This window comes from Flavobacterium sp. TR2, assembly GCF_025252405.1.
Taxonomy (GTDB): Bacteria; Bacteroidota; Bacteroidia; order Flavobacteriales; family Flavobacteriaceae; genus Flavobacterium.
In genome coordinates, this window is the sequence record NZ_CP104307.1 from 1668230 (window position 1) to 1685546 (window position 17317).

The following is a 17317-nucleotide window of genomic DNA, read 5'->3' on the forward strand; positions in this document are numbered from 1 at the left end:
TAAACTATGAAAAAAGTAACCACAATTACGCTGTTTATGCTTTCGCTTTTTGCGTCGGCACAGCAGCAGACAATAGATCAGAAAGTCAACGATCTGTTGAAAAAAATGACAATTGAAGAAAAGGTCGGCCAGCTGAATCAATATACTGGCGATAATCAGGCAACAGGGCCCATTACCATAAATCCGAACAAACAAGCCGAAATCAAACAAGGTTTAATTGGTTCGATGCTAAATGTTATTGGAACAAAATATACCAGAGGGTATCAGGAATTGGCAATGCAGTCAAGACTTAAAATTCCGTTGCTGTTTGGTCAGGACGTTATTCACGGCTATAAAACCACTTTTCCCCTTCCTTTAGCCGAAGCAGCGAGCTGGGATTTGCAAGCAATCGAATTGGCAGCAAGAGTTGCCGCAACTGAAGCATCGGCCAGCGGAATTCATTGGACATTTGCTCCAATGGTAGATATTGGCCGTGATCCGCGTTGGGGGCGTGTAATGGAAGGCGCTGGAGAAGACACTTATTTAGGATCTAAAATTGCTTATGCCAGAGTAAAGGGTTTTCAAGGAAACAAATTGGGAGATTTAAACTCAGTTATGGCCTGCGTAAAACACTTTGCTGCTTATGGAGCAGGTGTTGGAGGAAGAGATTACAATTCTGTTGATATGAGCGAAAGAATGCTTTTGGAAACGTATTTGCCGCCTTTCAAAGCTGCTTTAGACGCAGGTGCTGCGACATTTATGAATTCTTTCAATGATATTAACGGAATCCCAGCAACAGGAAATGCACATCTGCAAAGAGATATTTTAAAAGGAAAATGGAATTTTCAAGGATTCGTAGTATCAGACTGGGGGTCAATTGGAGAGATGGTAGCTCATGGATATTCTAAAGATCTTAAAGAAGCGGCATACTCAGCCATTACCGCAGGAAGCGATATGGATATGGAAAGTAATGCATACCGTAAAAATTTGGCAGAGTTAGTAAAAGAAGGCAGAGTTTCTATTGATCTGGTTGATGACGCTGTAAGACGCATTCTTCGCAAGAAATTTGAACTAGGATTGTTTGATGATCCTTACAAATATTCAGATCCAAAGAGAGAAGAAAAAGCTTTGGCAAATCCTGAGCATAGAAAAGCGGCTCTTGAAATGGCTGAGAAAAGTATCGTTTTATTAAAGAATGAAAACCAGACCTTGCCAATTTCAAAAAGCACCAAAACAATTGCTTTCATCGGACCAATGGTAAAAGAGTATAAGGCCAATATGGGATTTTGGGCTGTAGAATTGCCAGAAGTGAATTATGATAAATGGGTCGTTTCGCAATGGGATGGTCTGCAAAGTAAAGTAGGCAAAAACACCAAATTATTGTATGCAAAAGGCTGTGAAGTTACAGGTGACAATAAAGATGGTTTTGCAGAAGCTGTTGCAACTGCCAAACAAGCAGATGTTGTTATTTTGAGTGTTGGCGAAAGACATGATATGAGCGGTGAGGCAAAAAGCCGAAGTGATATTCATTTGCCAGGCGTTCAGGAAGATTTGATAAAAGCAGTTATGGCTACAGGAAAACCAGTTGTAGTTTTAATAAATGCAGGAAGGCCTCTTGTTTTCAATTGGACCGCAGACAATGTTCCTGCAATTATGTACACATGGTGGCTAGGAAGCGAAGCTGGAAATGCAATTGCGAATGTTTTATTTGGAGATTATAATCCATCTGGGAAATTGCCAATGACTTTCCCGAGAGAAGTAGGGCAAGTGCCAATTTATTACAATCACTTCAGCACGGGAAGACCAGCTAAAGACGAAAATTCAATAAACTATGTTTCGGCTTACATCGATTTGAAAAATTCTCCAAAATATCCTTTTGGATACGGTTTGAGCTATACAACATTTGATTATTCAGGATTGAAATTATCTTCAGCGAAAATAAAAAGCAGTGAAACGATTAAAGTTTCTTTCCAATTGAAAAATAGCGGAAAAGTAACTGGAGAAGAAGTAGTTCAGCTGTATTTGAAAGATAAATTCGGATCTGTTGTGAGACCGGTTTTAGAGTTGAAAGATTTCCAAAAAGTGAAATTAAATGCGGGAGAATCTAAAACAATCGAATTTACAATTGATAAAGAGAGACTTTCTTTCTACAATAATAAGTTAGAATGGGTTGCTGAACCAGGAGATTTTGAAGTAATGATCGGAACCTCATCAGCAGATATTAAATTAAAATCTGATTTTGAATTAGTAAATTAATCAATTGGGTGAAATTAAACACATAGAAACATAGATTTAAATGTTGTAAAAAAAGACCAAAGGAAACAAGTTTCCACACATAGCAAAAAATATGTTTTTATGTGTTGAAAATAATTAAGCACAATTTATTAAATAAAAACGGGGTCTTAAAGGCCCCGTTTTTTGTATATCAAATTTTATTATTTAAGACGTTTCTTGAAACTGTATTTCAGCATATTCAATAAGCCTTCCTCGATAATATCGATTCCAATTCCGAAATTGCTGTCGGCAACTTCATGATGCGCATTTCTAAAATCTTCAAAATCTTCACTTGGAATTTCTAGATTGATCAACGGTTTAAAATCGACAAGTATAGAAGCACCATTTTTAGTCACTTTTTTACGGCTCGTATAATCAAAATACGGATTTGCAATAGTACTTTCCTGAATAGTGTATTTTTCCTGAGTATCTATTTTCTGATCTGTCGTTAAATTGATTTCGTATTTCTCGTTATCAAAATTATGCCAGAAAGAAAGGTCGCTGTGTATAAAATCGCGTGCTGAGTTTTTAACTACGTTTCGGTCAAAATACATTAAAAAGCGATTCTTTTCAGGATCTGTAAAATAAGGATTCTCGATTAAAGTGTTGTACTGAATGGTAAACTCATTCAGCTTTTTATCATCGCTTAAAATCTCAATCGCTGCATCTTTAAAAATGGTTCTGACATCAGTTCCGTTTCTATCGCCAGAATAATTTAAAGCATAGAAAAGGAAATTATTCCAGCTGTCAATTATTTCTCTTTTGTTTGTGTTTTTGAAATATTTACGCATATAATTGGCGCGATTTCCTTTGTAAGTCGTAACCAATTTTAGCTGTCCGGTATTGTTTTGAACGCTAAAATCTACTTTCTCATTGATACCGTAGTAAGAAAATTTATGAGGCTCTTTTATTTCCAATTCCTGATTTGGCTTAACCTCCAAATAATGCATAAAATAGATATAGCCTCGGTTTTCGATCAAACCAAATTCATCTCTCGAAGTTGCATCGACAAAATAAGTTTCGCCTTTGTAATTGATTTTTACAATAACATGATTAAAAGTCAATAAAGACGGAAGATAATATTTAATGTAATGATCTGAATTAAAGTTTACCAATACCACAGAAGAATCAACATTGATGTAATCTAAAACCACTTTTAATAAAACCGATTTTGCTTTACAGTCACCCTGTTTATTTTCATAAGTTACTGATGGTTCTTGCGGTTTGTGGCCGTTCATTTCATCAGCATTAAAAATATAATAGACATGGCTCTGTACATAATCAATAGCAAACTGCAGTTTCTCGTCTTGATCTGCAATGGCATCCAGTTTTTCAACAAGGTTTGGAGCAAAATCTTTTAGAGAAGCTTTGCTGTATATTTCTTCATAAAGAGGAGAAATGTAATTAGACAAATCAATCCAGTTGCGGTCTGTCGCAAAATCAATAAAAGGAGCAATTTCTCTGTTGGCATCAAAAGAGTTAATGTAGTTTTCTTTTTCAATTGCAAATTGTTCGCCTTTTTTAAGATAATTGATTTCTGGTTCTAAAACATTTCCTTCTTCGTCTCTAAAAAACGTTTTTTTGTATGCAATTGTTTCTTTTCTATCATTGATAAATGAAAACTTATATTTTCCGTAAGCCCAATACGTGCTCGGCGTTACGTACACATATTTAAGAAATTCTTTTCGCATAAAATCTCGATCGGTAAAAACCTTTGTACGAGAATCTTCGGTAATTAAAACATCATAAAGGCGCAAATCCTTAATGGTAATGTTTACCTTTTTGTTGCTGCTCAAAACGCCTCCATCACTTTGATTTTCGCTGTCCAAAACTTTAATTTTCGTATCGGCAATTTTATCAATCAAAACGCCATCTCTCAAAACACTGATTCGGTGTATGATATAAGTCTCATTTTCTTCTACAACAACATCTCTTACCGAAGCGCTTTCAAGATTTGACGGTTCGTTAAGCGTATAAGCAACGCAGGCATATTCGCTGTTTTCGGTATCGTTTGTATAATAGATTTTGTCTAAGAAATAGCAGAAATCACGTCCTTCGTCAACTTGTTTAGTAGAGAAATCCGACTCTTTTATAGATTCGATAAGCTGATCATCAGTAATTGTAGGAGCCCAGTTTTCTGGTTTTTGAATTTTGTAACTTTCTGTTTCAATGATATTTTCCATGATTCTTCTTGTAGGGATATATTCTTACTTTTAAAAACAGCTAAAATAGCTAATAAATAACTATTTTCTTTCATAAAGATTTTAAATTTATAATAAAAAAGCCTCACTAAAAAGCGAGGCAGCATTATAAATTATAAACAGGGACAAGGTTATTTTATAACAGTATTCACAAAATCCATTGCGCCAATTCCTTTATAAGAAGCATACAAAGCTTTGTCAAATGCTTCTTGTTTTGCTTTTTTGTTCTTTGCATCGGTTTCAACAATCATTTCGTTGAAAATCCTTTCCTGTTCTTCACTATATTTTAATGAAGCTTCTAAAAGATAGGTTTTAGAGACAAAACCAAAAGAATCTAGAATTTTGCTTCTAATCTTTTGATTAAAATTTTTTAAAGTATTGGCATTCATAACGTTCTACATTTAATTTCTACACTCACTTTGAAGATAAATGGTAGCTGTTTGTATTATTTTTTTGTTTTTGATTGGAATTTTAACAATTAAAACCACTAATGTGTTATTATGACGCAATGTACTTATTTTTTTTAAATTTGATTTTAAATTTTCGTTAAAATTGTGATTTCGACACTTCTGTTTGGGTTGAAAATCATCTCTTTAGAAAAAAGACGTCAGTTTTATAAAAATGAAGTAAATTGCAGAGTTATTAAAAGAAGAATTTATACAGATTTTGATGTTAAAAGACATTATAGATAATAACGAAAACTATCAGCCAGGACTTTCTATAGATTGTGTCATTTTTGGTTTTCACGATAATCAGCTAAAAGTGTTATTGATTAAAGTGGAACGAGCCAATAAATGGTCTTTGCCTGGCGGTTTTATCCCTGTAGATCAGGATATTGATACTGCCGCCATAACGATATTGAATGGCAGAACTGGTGTTGATGGCGTTTTTTTAAGGCAATTTGCAACTTTTGGAAAAGTGAATCGCAACAAGCAGCATTTTGATAAAAAAACATTGGAATATCTTCAGATTGAAGAAGAAAAAGGGAAGTGGCTCACACGCCGTTTTGTGACAATTGGATATTATGCTTTGGTAGATTTTTCGAAAATTCTTCCAAACCCTGCAGGCAGGCATGAAGTTGTAGAATGGATTGACCATAAAGAAGTCCCTGAACTTATTTTGGACCATAGGGAGATTTTGGATAAAGCTCTGGATACTTTAAGGACAGAACTGAATTTAATGCCAATTGGGTACAATTTGCTGCCAGAGAAATTTACAATTCCGGAATTGCAGAAATTGTACGAAACGATTTTGGATAAAAAGCTTGACCGCCGTAATTTTTTACGCAAAATCACCAATATCGGAATCCTGACCAAACTAGACGAAAAGAAAAGCAATGTCGCACACAAAGCCCCAAACCTATATTCTTTTGATAAAGAAAAATACGATGAAATTCTTAAAAATGGGCTGAATCAGGGGTGGTAAATGTAAGTTTTAATCTTTAAAAATGATATTATGGTTTCAATTGAAGAATTTAGAAAATTAGCAATGTCATTTCCAGATGCAACAGAAGAACCTCATTTTGAGAAAAACTCTTTTCGCATTAAAAAGAAGATTTTTGCCACTTTTGACAAAAAAAATGATCATGCCGTTTTAAAATTAACTGAAATCGATCAGTCGGTCTTTTGTGCGTCTAGCGAAAAGATTTTTTATCCAATTCCAAACAAATGGGGAAAACAAGGCTGGACAATTGTCGAGCTGTCAAGAGTAAGACCTGAAATGTTTGAAGATGCTTTAATTCGCTCGTACGAAAATGTGGCTTCTAAAAAGTAATCGTTCTATCTCACAATAGTTCTAAAAGTCAAGTTAACCCTTGGCTTTTGAGTAGTCTTTGTTGGAGGAAGACGATGAAGCCAGTGGGTTTGCGTTTCATCTTTCATCACGAGCAAGCTTCCATGTTCCAAAATCAGAGAAACCGTTTCTTTTGATTCTTTATGCTTGAAGGCAAATTTTCGTTCGGCACCAAAACTCACAGATCCGATTGCGCCATTTTTCTTTAAATCTTTTTCGGCATCGCTATGCCAAGCCATTCCTTCTTCTCCGGTATGATATAAGTTCAGCAGACAGGAATTGAAAGTTTCTCCCGTTTTTTCTTCAATGATTTTTTTTAACTCTAAAAGTTCGGGAGTCCAAGGCAAAGCTTTTTTGGTAGTATTCGAATACGTGTATTCAAATTCCTGATCGCCGTACCACGCGACTTTTCTTTTGGTTAGGATTAATTTCCCAAAGATGACGGCTTCATCATTTTTCCATTCGATTGTGTTTAATAAAATATCACGATAGAAATCAGCTTGCTGTCTAGAAAATAATTTTCCGTAATAATGCACCGTTCCATCTTTTGGAAGCAGATTAGTTGTTTCGTCTATTTGAGGGTTAAATAAGTCCATTTTTCCATTTTTGATATTCCAATTTCATACAATGTCCGCAAGGTCTGAAGCCGTTTTGTTTTGCTTCTTTTTCAGAAGAAAAAAAGACGCGATTCTCTCGTTTCATTCTTTTTCCCGAAGAACATTGAAGCGTTCCGTAGATTTTTAATTTTTGGTTGCCACCGAAACAAATTTCGCCTTTTTTAATTTTATTTCGAAGATCCGAATCGGTTATTTTATTGTGTTGAAGCATTTGTTTTTTTTAGATTTTTTTATGGTAGAGACGCACTGCGGCGTTTACGCAAAGATTGGTTTTTAATTTGCCACAGATTAAAAGAATTATTATTAAAAATCTGTTTAAATCTACGGTATCTGTGAGGAAAATGCCTTTACAGATTTGCGTCAGACGCACTGCAGTGCGTCTCTACAGATATGCGATGGTTCCGAAACCTTTGATCCTCTAAACCTTTGCACCTTTTTTTCTTAATTTTATGGTAGAGACGCACTGCAGCGTCTATGCAAAGATTGGTTTTTAATTTGCCACAGATTAAAAGAATTATTATTAAAAGTCTGTTTAAATCTACGGTATCTGTGAGGAAAATGCCTTTACAGATTTGCGTTACGTAGACGCACTGCAGTGCGTCTCTACAGATATGCGATGGTTCAAAACCTTTGATCCTCTGAACCTCTGAACCTTTGCACCTTTGTACCTTAATTTAATGCATCATGAAAAATGATTCCCAGCGTATATCTTTCGCCCGAATGCACTTCGCTCACGCCATGTTTCATATTCACACGATAATAACCTTTAGTGCCTTTTACAGGTCTGAAATTGGTCGTAAAAACAAGAATATCTCCCTTTTTGGGTTTCAAAACAATCGCTTTAGATTGCGCTCTTGGCGTTTGTTGGGTAAGAACAAATTCGCCGCCTGTAAAATCTTCGTCAGGTTCTGAAAGAAAAAGCACAATTTGAAGAGGAAAGTAAACATCGCCATACAAATCCTGATGCAAAGTATTAAAACCGCTTTTGCCATATTTTAGAATTAAAACTGTAGCTTTCAGTTGATTATTGTCGTGGCATTGTTTTAATAGTTCTTGATGCTGGTTCGGAAAAACGGTATTAATATTTAGAGCTTTCATCCAGGAATTGGCAATCGGTGCCAATTTGGGATAGATTGCAGATCTAATGTTCTGAATTAAATCTGGAAGCGGATAATCAAAATATTTGTATTCGCCTAAACCAAATCGGTAGCGTTCCATTACAACCGTTTTTCTGTATAAATCGGGATTTGGATAATTGGCTTTTAAAGATTCACATTCTTCGTTGCTTAGCATATTCTCAAGAACAGCAAATCCGTTTTCGTGCATTAATTCCGTTATGTTTTCCCAGTTTAAAGATTCTATATTTGTTTTCATGATTTTGTTTTTGATAGGCCGCCGTCAACTCTTATCTCAATTCCGTGAATGTAAGAAGCATCATCTGAGGCTAGAAAAAGTGCTGTTTTAGCAATTTCAGATGCTTCTCCAAAACGTTGAAATGGCAGGGTAGGAGTAACAGCATCAATTGTATTTTGAATATTTTCCTGGCTCATGCCTGTATTATTAAAAATATTTGTGGCAATATAACCCGGGCTGATTCCGTTTACACGTATTTTTTTTGAAGTGCATTCGGCAGCAAAAGTTTTGATAAAAGACTGAACCGCAGCTTTTGCCGCTGTATAAATTGACATATTGGGCTGGCCGATATCTGTTAAAAAAGTAGTATTTAAAATAATCGAGCTCCCTTCTGGCATTAATGGCAAAATCTGCTGTACGGTAAAAAAAGTTCCTTTGACCAGCATATCAAAAACCTCATTAAATTCTTCGATTGTTACGTTTTCAATAGAATTGAACTTTCCGTATCCAGCATTTACAAACAAAACATCTATCTTGCTGGTATGCTTTTTTATTTGATTTTGAAGTTCGAAAATATCTGATAATTGCCCGGCATTTGATACGATTCCGAATGCATTTTTTCCTAATTCCCCAACAGCTTTATTTACCGTTTTTTCACTGCGTCCCGTAATAATTACTTTTGCGCCATTATTGATAAATTCTTGAGCAGTTGCAAATCCCATTCCGTTGGTGCCCCCTGTAATAAAAGCAGTTTTGTTTTGTAATTTTTCCATTTCTTATGATTTTAGAATGCAAAGTTTCTAAAATCGGAAAGGGTAAAAAATCCGAAACTTGCGGTTTTGGGATTAGTTTTTAGACACAAATTCACGAATTAAACTAATTCTATTCGCATAGATTTAAAAAATAATTCGTGAATTAGTGGTTAAAAAAAATTAAAGATTGATGTGCGCGCCTTCCCAGCCAATTATTGCTGTTTTTCGGGTATTTCCCCACATATAGCCTCCAAATGTTCCAGAAGATTGAATCACGCGATGGCACGGAATTAAAAAGGCAACAGGATTGCTGCCAATTGCAGTTCCTACAGCTCGGGAAGCGTTTGGTTTTTGAATTTGTTGTGCAATAGAACCATAAGTGGAAAGCTGTCCCATCGGGATTTTTAATAAAGCTTCCCAAACTTTCAGCTGAAAATCGGTTCCTTTTAAATGCAGTTTGATTTCAGATAATTTACTCCAATCGTTTTGGAAAATAAATAGTGCATTTTGCTGCGATAAATCTAGCTTTTTCGAGAATTGAGCATTTGGGAATTTATCTTTTAGGGCAATAAACCCTGCTGCTTCGTCTTCGGCAAAAGCCATAAAACAAACACCTTTTGAGGTAGATGCAACGATAATATTTCCAAATGGGCTTTCGGCAAAGCTGTAGTTGATCGCTAGATTTTTTCCGCCGTTTTTATATTCTGCTGGAGTCATTCCTTCAATATTTACGAATAAATCGTGAAGGCGGCTTGTTCCGGATAGTCCTGTTTCAAAAGCGGTTTCAGAAACGGTTGCCTGATTTTCTTTCAGTAATTTTTTGGCGTGCTCGATGCTTGTGTATTGTAAAAACTTCTTCGGACTTGTTCCTGCCCATTCGCTAAAAAGCCTCTGAAAGTGAAACGGGCTTAAATGTACTTTCTCTGCAACCTCATCCAGATTAGGCTGATCTTTAAAATTTGCTTTGATATAATCTATGGCTTCGGCAATACGATTATAATTAATGGTTTCCTGTGTGTTCATTTTCTTTCCATTTTATAATACAAAGATCGATTGGTTTTGGCAGGTATAAAATCCGAAACTTGCTTTGTTTTTTTGTTTCAAGTTTCAGGTTTAACGTTTCACGTTCCAACTTAACTTGAAACTTGAAACTTGAAACTTGAAACTTGAAACAAAATTTTTTACAATTCTTTTTCCATCTTAAAATTAATTAATTCAACACCCAAACGAATATTTTTTTGCTCGGCTTTTGCAGTAAAACCTTTTTTTTCAAAAAATGGTTTTGCAGTGATGCTGATGTCTGAAGTTATAATTTTTGAATGATGCTTTTTAGCCTCGATTTCCAATTCATTTAAAATTTTATCTGCAATTCCTTGTCTTTGGAAATCTTTGTGAATGTAAAAGAAATCAATATAGTTTCCGTCTTTTAAGGTTCCGAATCCAGTAATTTGATTTTCAATAATGGCTAATAAAACAAATTGTTTTTCGATAACTTCAATCCATCGTTCTTTGTTTTTAACGCCAGAAATCCAAGCTTCGATTTGTTCTGGAGTATAATCGCTTTTACAAATAGATTGAATGGTTTCGGCATACATTTTTTGCATTTCAGTAAGATTTGAAAGTGTGGCTCTACGGATGTTCATCTTTTATGATATTGGCTGATGAAATATTAAGATTTAATTAAAGTATATTTGGCAGTGTTTTGATTTCCTGTAATCTCAAAAAGTTTGAGTTTCAATCCTTTTTTTAAATCACGGCTTGCAGTAGCTGGCGAAATATCTTTAAAAACGTGCATATAATCTTTTCTGGTAAATTCTTTAATTCCAAGAGAATGGAAGTATTCTAGTCTGTCAATGTCTTTTATTATTCTATTATCGTAATTAAGTAGATTTTCTAATGATTTATTTATCACATCTAGCATATACTCAATAAAATAAGTTGATTTACCGCTGCTGTCACTCATAGCTAAAGATTTGTAATAACTATCCTGTGTTTTACTTATCAATGTCTCAAAAGGTAAAAATTCGAAAACAGGATATTCTTCCATCAGAATAATGGTTTGCCACAATCTTCCCATTCTTCCGTTTCCATCTAGAAAAGGATGAATGAATTCCATCTCATAATGGAAGACACAGCTTTTTATTAAAGTTAGTTCATCTTTATTTTTTAAATACTCAAATAAATCATTCATTAAAAAAGGAACATTCTCGTAAGGAGGAGCTATGTGCGCAACCTTTGTTCCCTTCACAATTCCCACTCCTTGTTTTCGATATTTTCCAGCATCTAGAATTAGGTCTTTCATCAATAATTGATGGGCACTTAGAAAGCTTTTAGAAGAAGTCGATTTATATTTCTCTAAATCATCATAAACTCTAATTGCATTTAAGACTTCTAGTACATCTTTTTGAGGACCAATTACTCTTTTATTTTCAATTAATGCAGTTATTTGTTCTTCTGATAAAGTGTTCCCTTCAATTTGTAATGAAGAATGTATCGTTTTAATTCTATTCTGTTTTCTTAGTTTTGGAGACTGTTTGTCAAGGTATACGGCATTTAAGGCTCCAATTTTTTCAGAAATGGAACTTATTAGTTTTAATATGTTAGGTGTGATGTCATAAGGAGGTTTCATGATAGTATCATTTGATACTATCAAAAATAATATTTTTTGATTTAATGCGCTACGGTTTTAGAAAAAACATTAATTACAACAACCCCAATTATGATTAAAGCTAAGCCAATGATAGCTGGTAAATCGGGAATTTCTTTGAAGAAAATAGCGCCAATTATCGTGATTAAAACGATGCCGACCCCAGACCAGATTGCATAGGCAAAACCAACGGGAATGGTTCTAATGGCAAAACTTAAACAATAAAATGCACCGCAATAGCCAATAATAGTAATGATGCTTGGGATGAGTTTGGTGAATTCTTCAGACTTTTTTAATGCTGAGGTGGCAATGATTTCGAAAACAATAGCAATAAATAGGAATAAAAAATTTTTCATGATTTCTGTTTTTTACAAAGTTAAGTTTTGTGCCAGACGGGAAGTAATTTATTTATCGAATATGAATTTCTGTTTCATTGTTTTTTACCTCATTATAACAATCCATGCATAACATTTTAAAATCGGCTCTGGCTTGAAAAACATCTGTCCACTCTTCACCATTGTCGAGAAGCCATTGTTCGCATTCTCCACACCAAGCAATTTGAGGAAGATCTTCTTCGGCTTCTGAATAGTAAAAGCCTACTTTTTCTTTTGAATCTATTGCCATTGCAATGTGAATGCAGCCAAAAGTCATTTCTTTTGTACCATGTATTTCGCATAAAACTTTTTCGATCATAATTTTCTTTTGCCTTTTTATAAGTTAAGAGTTTTCAAATTTAAATTTATAATTTTTGGAGTCATAAATAATAATGCTTTTTATGATTTCTGGTTTGCGTGAGGGATAGGAGCTAGCTACCGAAGTAGCGCGGATAGCCCGACATGATTTAAGAAAAGGCCTAATGCAGGCAAAGCATATTAGGCCTTTTCTTAAATTATGGCACGTCCAGATTAATTTTAGATTTCTGATATGCGATTTTAGATTTGACTATTTCTTTTATGGGTTTAGCGATAATCCTACGCTAAAAAATACTCTTACTTTGTCTATATTATTGATCCAAGAGGTATCAAAATGGATTGGGCCTAAAATGGACTGATAGGAAATTGCGGCTCCTCCAGAGATTACTAGACTAGGGTCAAAATTATCATCCCAGTTTCCTTTTGGGCTAAAGGCATGATCTATATACTCGTTAAAAGTGCCAAAACCAACGGTTGCGATATTAAAATGAGGCGTCAGATAAATTTTCCCGGTTAGATTTATCTGAGAGCCAAGTCTAAGCCCCATATATTGGGTTACATTAAGTTCGTCTTCGTTCAAACCTGCGAATGAAAAACGATTACTTCCTGAACTTGGTATGATGCCGCCTATGAAGTATTTTGATGCATAACCAAAATTTGAAAACGGAATATCATTATGTTTGAGCTTGTCTTGAAAAATAAAATAAGAATCGAATCCTACTATTCCAGTAATTTTCTTTTTGAGAAGTGCTCTTTTTTCAAAACTAAAGCCAAATTTTGTGTAGCCATTTGTTGAGCCAGAGATGTTTGTAATATCTGGATCAGAAAACGAAGAGTTAATATTGGTAAGAAATGATCGGGCTACATTTGATTTTATGATTGTTCCATTTGTCGCAAAAAAAACTTTATCCATGCCATTATAAGAATAATGCATATTGAATTCGATGTTATTAAAGTCGTAATTAGTCAATGAAATTGAGTTTGGATTGTATTCTCTGTCGTATTTTGGTTTTAAATTAGTGTAATGATAGTTTAGTCCAAAACCAAAATAACTTTTCAGAGAATTCAGATTTCTGTTTATTTCATTGTTGAATTCGAAAGCGTTATAAAGTATATTGTCTGAAGCTTTACCGTTAATATAAATTTCCTGTCTCAGCAAAGCGCCATATGCTTCTGATGCCCACCACCATTCTCTGTGGCCTCCAAAATTTTTCTGGTAATTGATTCTCGCTTTTGGCTGTTCGGCAATGTCCACCGTTAAAAGAAGCCTTGATGCATCTGCAAGCACATTTCTTCCTGTGTAGTTAAAAATTATTCCGACACCTCTGTAAGTATCATAGTGAATTGAAGTATTTAACTGATTTTTAGCACGTTCAAATCCGAATAGTGTGATGCCTAATTTATCTTCGTCTTTAATGAAATAACTATACGTAATCTCATCAAAAAGATTTGTCCCCATTGCTCTGTTAATCCCAGCTATCAAATCTTTGGTGGTATATTTTACATGAGTTTTCAGGTTTGCCCTACCAATCACTAAAGGAAGGTTTTCAGGACTTATTTTCTTGTACACAATCGTATCTAGAATAAACTCATTTGGCATATCTGGCAGTTTATGAGTTCGTTGCTGAAATCTCTTTAACTTTTCTGATAGAGCAATTAGAGCGGGAAGATTTTGATTGGTAGCAATTTTACCATCCTTGTAGATTTCGTTGCTATTGGCAAAATCGGCAGTAGAGAAACGCAGATTAGGTAAATGATCAACCAGTATTGTACATAAATCGCGATTTGCAGGATTTTTAATGTTACTCGGAAACATACTGGTCTGCATTAATATAGTCATAAGATTATTCAGCTTATCGACAGGTTCCATTCCACCTCCAACGTCGCTTCCAATGATAATATCGGCACCCATTTGTTTGGCAACATCTGTCGGGAAATTATTCAAAACTCCACCATCTACCAAAACTGTTTTTCCGTAAGGCATCGGTTTGAAGATAGCAGGCAGCGACATACTGGCACGCATGGCGTAGGATAAACTTCCTTTGCTTAAAATAACTTCTTTTCCTTCTACCAAGTCTGTAGCCATAGCCCTAAAGGGAATCGGGAGACTGTCAAAATCTTTGACATTATATACCGGAAAAGTTAATTCGGAAAGGTATTCTCTTAGATTTTGGTCATTTAATAGAGAGCCAATACTGTTGAGTTTTCCGTCTTTAACGCCGATGCCTACTAAATATCGTTGAAATTCTCGTTTCTCTTCAGCACTTACAGATCGTAGAGATTGTCCGCCGCCCAAGAGCTTATCCCAATAAATGTCTTTAGTGATTTTTTCTATGCTATCACCAGAATATCCCATTGCATACAAACCGCCTATAATACTTCCCATACTGTTTCCGACAATAAGATCTGGAACAATATGCAGCGAATCCAGTTTTTGCAAAAGAGGAATATGTGCAATTCCTTTTGCACCGCCACCGCTTAAAACTAATACGACTTTAGGCTTTTTTTCTTGAGAAAAAAGAAAGTGCGGGAGGGCTAGTAAAAATAAGAAGACGAATAAATAAGATGTTTTTTTCAAGATTACAGTATTTATGTAGTTGAGAAATAGTAACTTATTTTAATTACTAAAATTAAGAGATATTCTTTAAAAAGTATCTTTTTTATAGAAATCTTTTTTGTCTGTTAAAAATAAAACCCGACAAGTTTATAAAACCTGTCGGGTTTGAATATGTGATTAAATCTAAGATTTACAATCTAAAATCAATTAGTATCTGTAGTACTCTGGTTTGAATGGACCTTGAACTTCTACACCAATGTAAGCAGCTTGATCTTCACGTAAAGTTTCTAATTCAACGCCTAATTTAGCTAAGTGTAAAGCAGCAACTTTTTCATCTAAATGTTTTGGTAACATATAAACTTCATTTTTGTAAGCTGCGCTATTGTTCCATAATTCGATTTGAGCTAAAGTCTGGTTTGTAAATGAGTTACTCATTACAAAACTTGGGTGACCTGTAGCACAACCAAGGTTTACTAAACGACCTTCTGCTAAGATAATGATATCTTTTCCAGCGATAGTATATTTGTCAACCTGAGGTTTGATTTCGATTTTAGAAGCACCGTGGTTTTTGTTTAACCAAGCCATATCGATTTCATTATCAAAGTGTCCGATGTTACAAACAACTGTTTTGTCTTTCATTTTTTCGAAATGACTTCCCACCACGATATCTTTATTTCCTGTAGTTGTAATGATAATATCAGCATTAGCAATTACAGTATCTAATTTTTTAACTTCGTAACCGTCCATTGCAGCTTGCAGAGCACAAATCGGATCGATTTCAGTAACTGTTACAATAGAACCAGCACCTCTAAAAGAAGCAGCAGTTCCTTTTCCTACGTCACCATATCCGCAAACAATTACTCTTTTTCCAGCCAACATTAAGTCAGTTGCACGACGAATAGCGTCTACTGCAGATTCTTTACAACCGTATTTGTTATCAAATTTAGATTTAGTAACAGAGTCGTTAATGTTGATAGCAGGCATTGGTAAAGTTCCCGCTTTTACTCTTTCGTAAAGTCTGTGAACACCAGTTGTAGTTTCCTCAGAAAGACCTTTAATTCCAGGAACCAATTCTGGGTAACGGTCAATAACCATGTTAGTTAAATCTCCACCGTCATCAAGAATCATGTTTAATGGTTTTCTGTCTTCACCAAAGAATAAAGTCTGCTCAATACACCAGTCAAATTCTTCTTCATTTAAACCTTTCCAAGCATACACAGAAATTCCAGCAGCAGCAATAGCAGCAGCAGCCTGATCCTGAGTAGAGAAAATGTTACAAGAAGACCAAGTAACTTCTGCACCAAGAGCAATTAAAGTTTCGATCAAAACAGCAGTTTGAATCGTCATGTGCAAACATCCAGCAATACGAGCACCTTTTAATGGTTGTTCGTCTTTGTATTCAGCACGAAGTGCCATTAAACCTGGCATTTCAGCTTCAGCTAGTTCAATTTCTTTTCTTCCCCAAGCCGCTAGAGAAATGTCTTTTACTTTATAAGCCACATAAGGCGTAGTTGTAGTACTCATTTATAGTATATTTGTATATTGTAAAATTTTTGCAAATTTACATAATACCTTTTGAATTTTACTATTTTCTGTAAGATTTGTGAAATCTTTAATTTCTTAATCTCTAGAATGTTAGTTATAAAGGTCTTTAGGAGCTAATCCTGCTGTCCGCTATATCTTTTCCTGGCTAAAGAAGCCAGAAAAAGGATGCCGCTTCCATCAGGGCTAAAAAGATCAGACATTCGATTAGAAATTTCATTTTCAAAAGAAAAATAATTCATAATCATAATTAAAACGTAATGCCTTTATTTCAGACCATACAATTCAATGAAAATACTAAAATATTAATTTGGGAAATAACCGAATCTTTTGAGGAATTGTATAGCAGAGTAACCTTGAAAGAAAAGACACAGCGCAGGCTTGACGGAATGAAATCGCAGATGCATCAGCGTGCTTTCTTAAGTGTGCGAATGCTTATTCAGGAGATGGGCTTTACAGATAAAGACCTGCATTATGATGAGTTTGGAAAACCGTATTTTGATTGTCATAATTACATATCGATAACACATTCCTATCATTTTGCTGCTATAATTATAAGTCATGAAACTGTGGGAATTGACATGGAACTGCAGCGAGAGAAAATACAGAGGATTGCAGATAAATTTACCGATTTTGAATGTGATTACTTAGAGTCTAATGTTACAGAAGAATACATAAAAAAACTTACCGTTATCTGGGGAGCCAAAGAGGCAATTTTTAAAATTAGAAATGAAAAAGGGATAAGTTTTAAAGATCATATTAATGTGAGCAACTTTTCTCTAGGAGAATCCCAAACCAAGGCAAGTCTTCATTTTGATAATTTGATTAAGGATTTTGATGTGCATTATCAGGAAATCAAATCGGATAATTTTGAAGGAACATTTACTTTGGTTTATACTTTTGAGAAGTAAT

At 34.7% G+C, this 17317-nt stretch carries 18 protein-coding genes; 4 read left to right on the top strand and 14 right to left on the bottom strand.

All coding sequences use genetic code 11. The features are described from left to right. The first annotated feature begins 6 nt into the window (after positions 1–6). Positions 7–2235, top strand: a complete 2229-nt coding sequence (locus N4T20_RS07540) for a glycoside hydrolase family 3 N-terminal domain-containing protein (RefSeq protein ID WP_260672446.1) — start codon at positions 7–9, stop codon at positions 2233–2235. 179 nt (positions 2236–2414) lie between these two features. On the opposite strand, the gene N4T20_RS07545 is transcribed toward N4T20_RS07540, so the two are convergent. Further along, a complete protein-coding gene (locus tag N4T20_RS07545) occupies positions 2415–4436 on the bottom strand; it encodes a hypothetical protein (RefSeq protein ID WP_260672447.1) in 2022 nt (673 codons plus the stop codon). A 149-nt stretch (positions 4437–4585) separates the two neighbouring features. Then, a complete protein-coding gene (locus tag N4T20_RS07550; RefSeq protein WP_260672448.1) occupies positions 4586–4843 on the bottom strand; it encodes a hypothetical protein in 258 nt (85 codons plus the stop codon). A gap of 280 nt (positions 4844–5123) precedes the next feature. Between N4T20_RS07550 and N4T20_RS07555 the strand changes: the two genes are divergently transcribed. Together N4T20_RS07555 and N4T20_RS07560 are read left to right on the top strand one after the other, a co-directional pair. After that, positions 5124–5879: an NrtR DNA-binding winged helix domain-containing protein gene (locus N4T20_RS07555; RefSeq protein ID WP_260672449.1), complete on the top strand. Its 756-nt coding sequence runs from the start codon at positions 5124–5126 to the stop codon at positions 5877–5879. Between the two features lie 30 nt (positions 5880–5909). Continuing rightward, complete coding sequence (locus N4T20_RS07560; RefSeq protein ID WP_260672450.1) at positions 5910–6227, top strand: MmcQ/YjbR family DNA-binding protein; 318 nt, start codon at positions 5910–5912, stop codon at positions 6225–6227. Positions 6228–6232: 5 nt separating this feature from the next. Here the strand turns inward: N4T20_RS07560 and N4T20_RS07565 are convergent, their stop codons facing one another. The 12 genes from N4T20_RS07565 to N4T20_RS07620 form a co-directional block, all read right to left on the bottom strand. Beyond that, positions 6233–6841: an alpha-ketoglutarate-dependent dioxygenase AlkB family protein gene (locus N4T20_RS07565; protein WP_260672451.1), complete on the bottom strand. Its 609-nt coding sequence runs from the start codon at positions 6839–6841 to the stop codon at positions 6233–6235. Further along, on the bottom strand, positions 6828–7073 hold the full coding sequence (locus tag N4T20_RS07570) for an Ada metal-binding domain-containing protein (protein WP_260672452.1): 246 nt from the start codon (positions 7071–7073) through the stop codon (positions 6828–6830). Before N4T20_RS07570 ends, N4T20_RS07565 begins: the two co-directional genes overlap by 14 nt. 458 nt (positions 7074–7531) lie before the next feature. Further along, positions 7532–8236: a 2OG-Fe(II) oxygenase gene (locus N4T20_RS07575; RefSeq protein WP_260672453.1), complete on the bottom strand. Its 705-nt coding sequence runs from the start codon at positions 8234–8236 to the stop codon at positions 7532–7534. Beyond that, positions 8233–8988, bottom strand: a complete 756-nt coding sequence (locus N4T20_RS07580) for an SDR family oxidoreductase (protein ID WP_260672454.1) — start codon at positions 8986–8988, stop codon at positions 8233–8235. Before N4T20_RS07580 ends, N4T20_RS07575 begins: the two co-directional genes overlap by 4 nt. A 159-nt stretch (positions 8989–9147) precedes the next feature. Beyond that, positions 9148–9990, bottom strand: coding sequence for a methylated-DNA--[protein]-cysteine S-methyltransferase (locus N4T20_RS07585; RefSeq protein WP_260672455.1), 843 nt, complete (start codon positions 9988–9990; stop codon positions 9148–9150). Between the two features lie 158 nt (positions 9991–10148). Next, the gene (locus tag N4T20_RS07590) at positions 10149–10610 is read right to left on the bottom strand and encodes a GNAT family N-acetyltransferase (protein ID WP_260672456.1); all 462 of its coding nucleotides are present in this window, start codon (positions 10608–10610) and stop codon (positions 10149–10151) included. A gap of 26 nt (positions 10611–10636) precedes the next feature. Continuing rightward, the gene (locus N4T20_RS07595; protein WP_260673097.1) at positions 10637–11596 is read right to left on the bottom strand and encodes a Fic family protein; all 960 of its coding nucleotides are present in this window, start codon (positions 11594–11596) and stop codon (positions 10637–10639) included. Positions 11597–11637: 41 nt separating this feature from the next. Further along, a complete protein-coding gene (locus N4T20_RS07600; RefSeq protein ID WP_129748497.1) occupies positions 11638–11970 on the bottom strand; it encodes a DMT family transporter in 333 nt (110 codons plus the stop codon). A 52-nt stretch (positions 11971–12022) separates the two neighbouring features. Next, positions 12023–12307 (bottom strand): hypothetical protein, encoded by a 285-nt coding sequence (locus N4T20_RS07605; protein WP_260672457.1) that lies wholly within the window; start codon positions 12305–12307, stop codon positions 12023–12025. Between the two features lie 258 nt (positions 12308–12565). Beyond that, on the bottom strand, positions 12566–14884 hold the full coding sequence (locus N4T20_RS07610; protein ID WP_260672458.1) for a patatin-like phospholipase family protein: 2319 nt from the start codon (positions 14882–14884) through the stop codon (positions 12566–12568). Between the two features lie 186 nt (positions 14885–15070). Continuing rightward, a complete protein-coding gene (gene ahcY / locus N4T20_RS07615) occupies positions 15071–16387 on the bottom strand; it encodes an adenosylhomocysteinase (RefSeq protein WP_111367939.1) in 1317 nt (438 codons plus the stop codon). 134 nt (positions 16388–16521) lie between these two features. Beyond that, on the bottom strand, positions 16522–16647 hold the full coding sequence (locus tag N4T20_RS07620; RefSeq protein WP_260672459.1) for a hypothetical protein: 126 nt from the start codon (positions 16645–16647) through the stop codon (positions 16522–16524). 18 nt (positions 16648–16665) lie between these two features. Here N4T20_RS07620 and N4T20_RS07625 point away from each other — a divergent pair, with 18 nt between their 5' ends. Further along, positions 16666–17316 carry a 4'-phosphopantetheinyl transferase superfamily protein gene (locus N4T20_RS07625; RefSeq protein ID WP_260672460.1) on the top strand — a complete coding sequence of 217 codons (651 nt, stop codon included), beginning with the start codon at positions 16666–16668 and terminating at the stop codon, positions 17314–17316. Position 17317 lies beyond the last annotated feature (1 nt).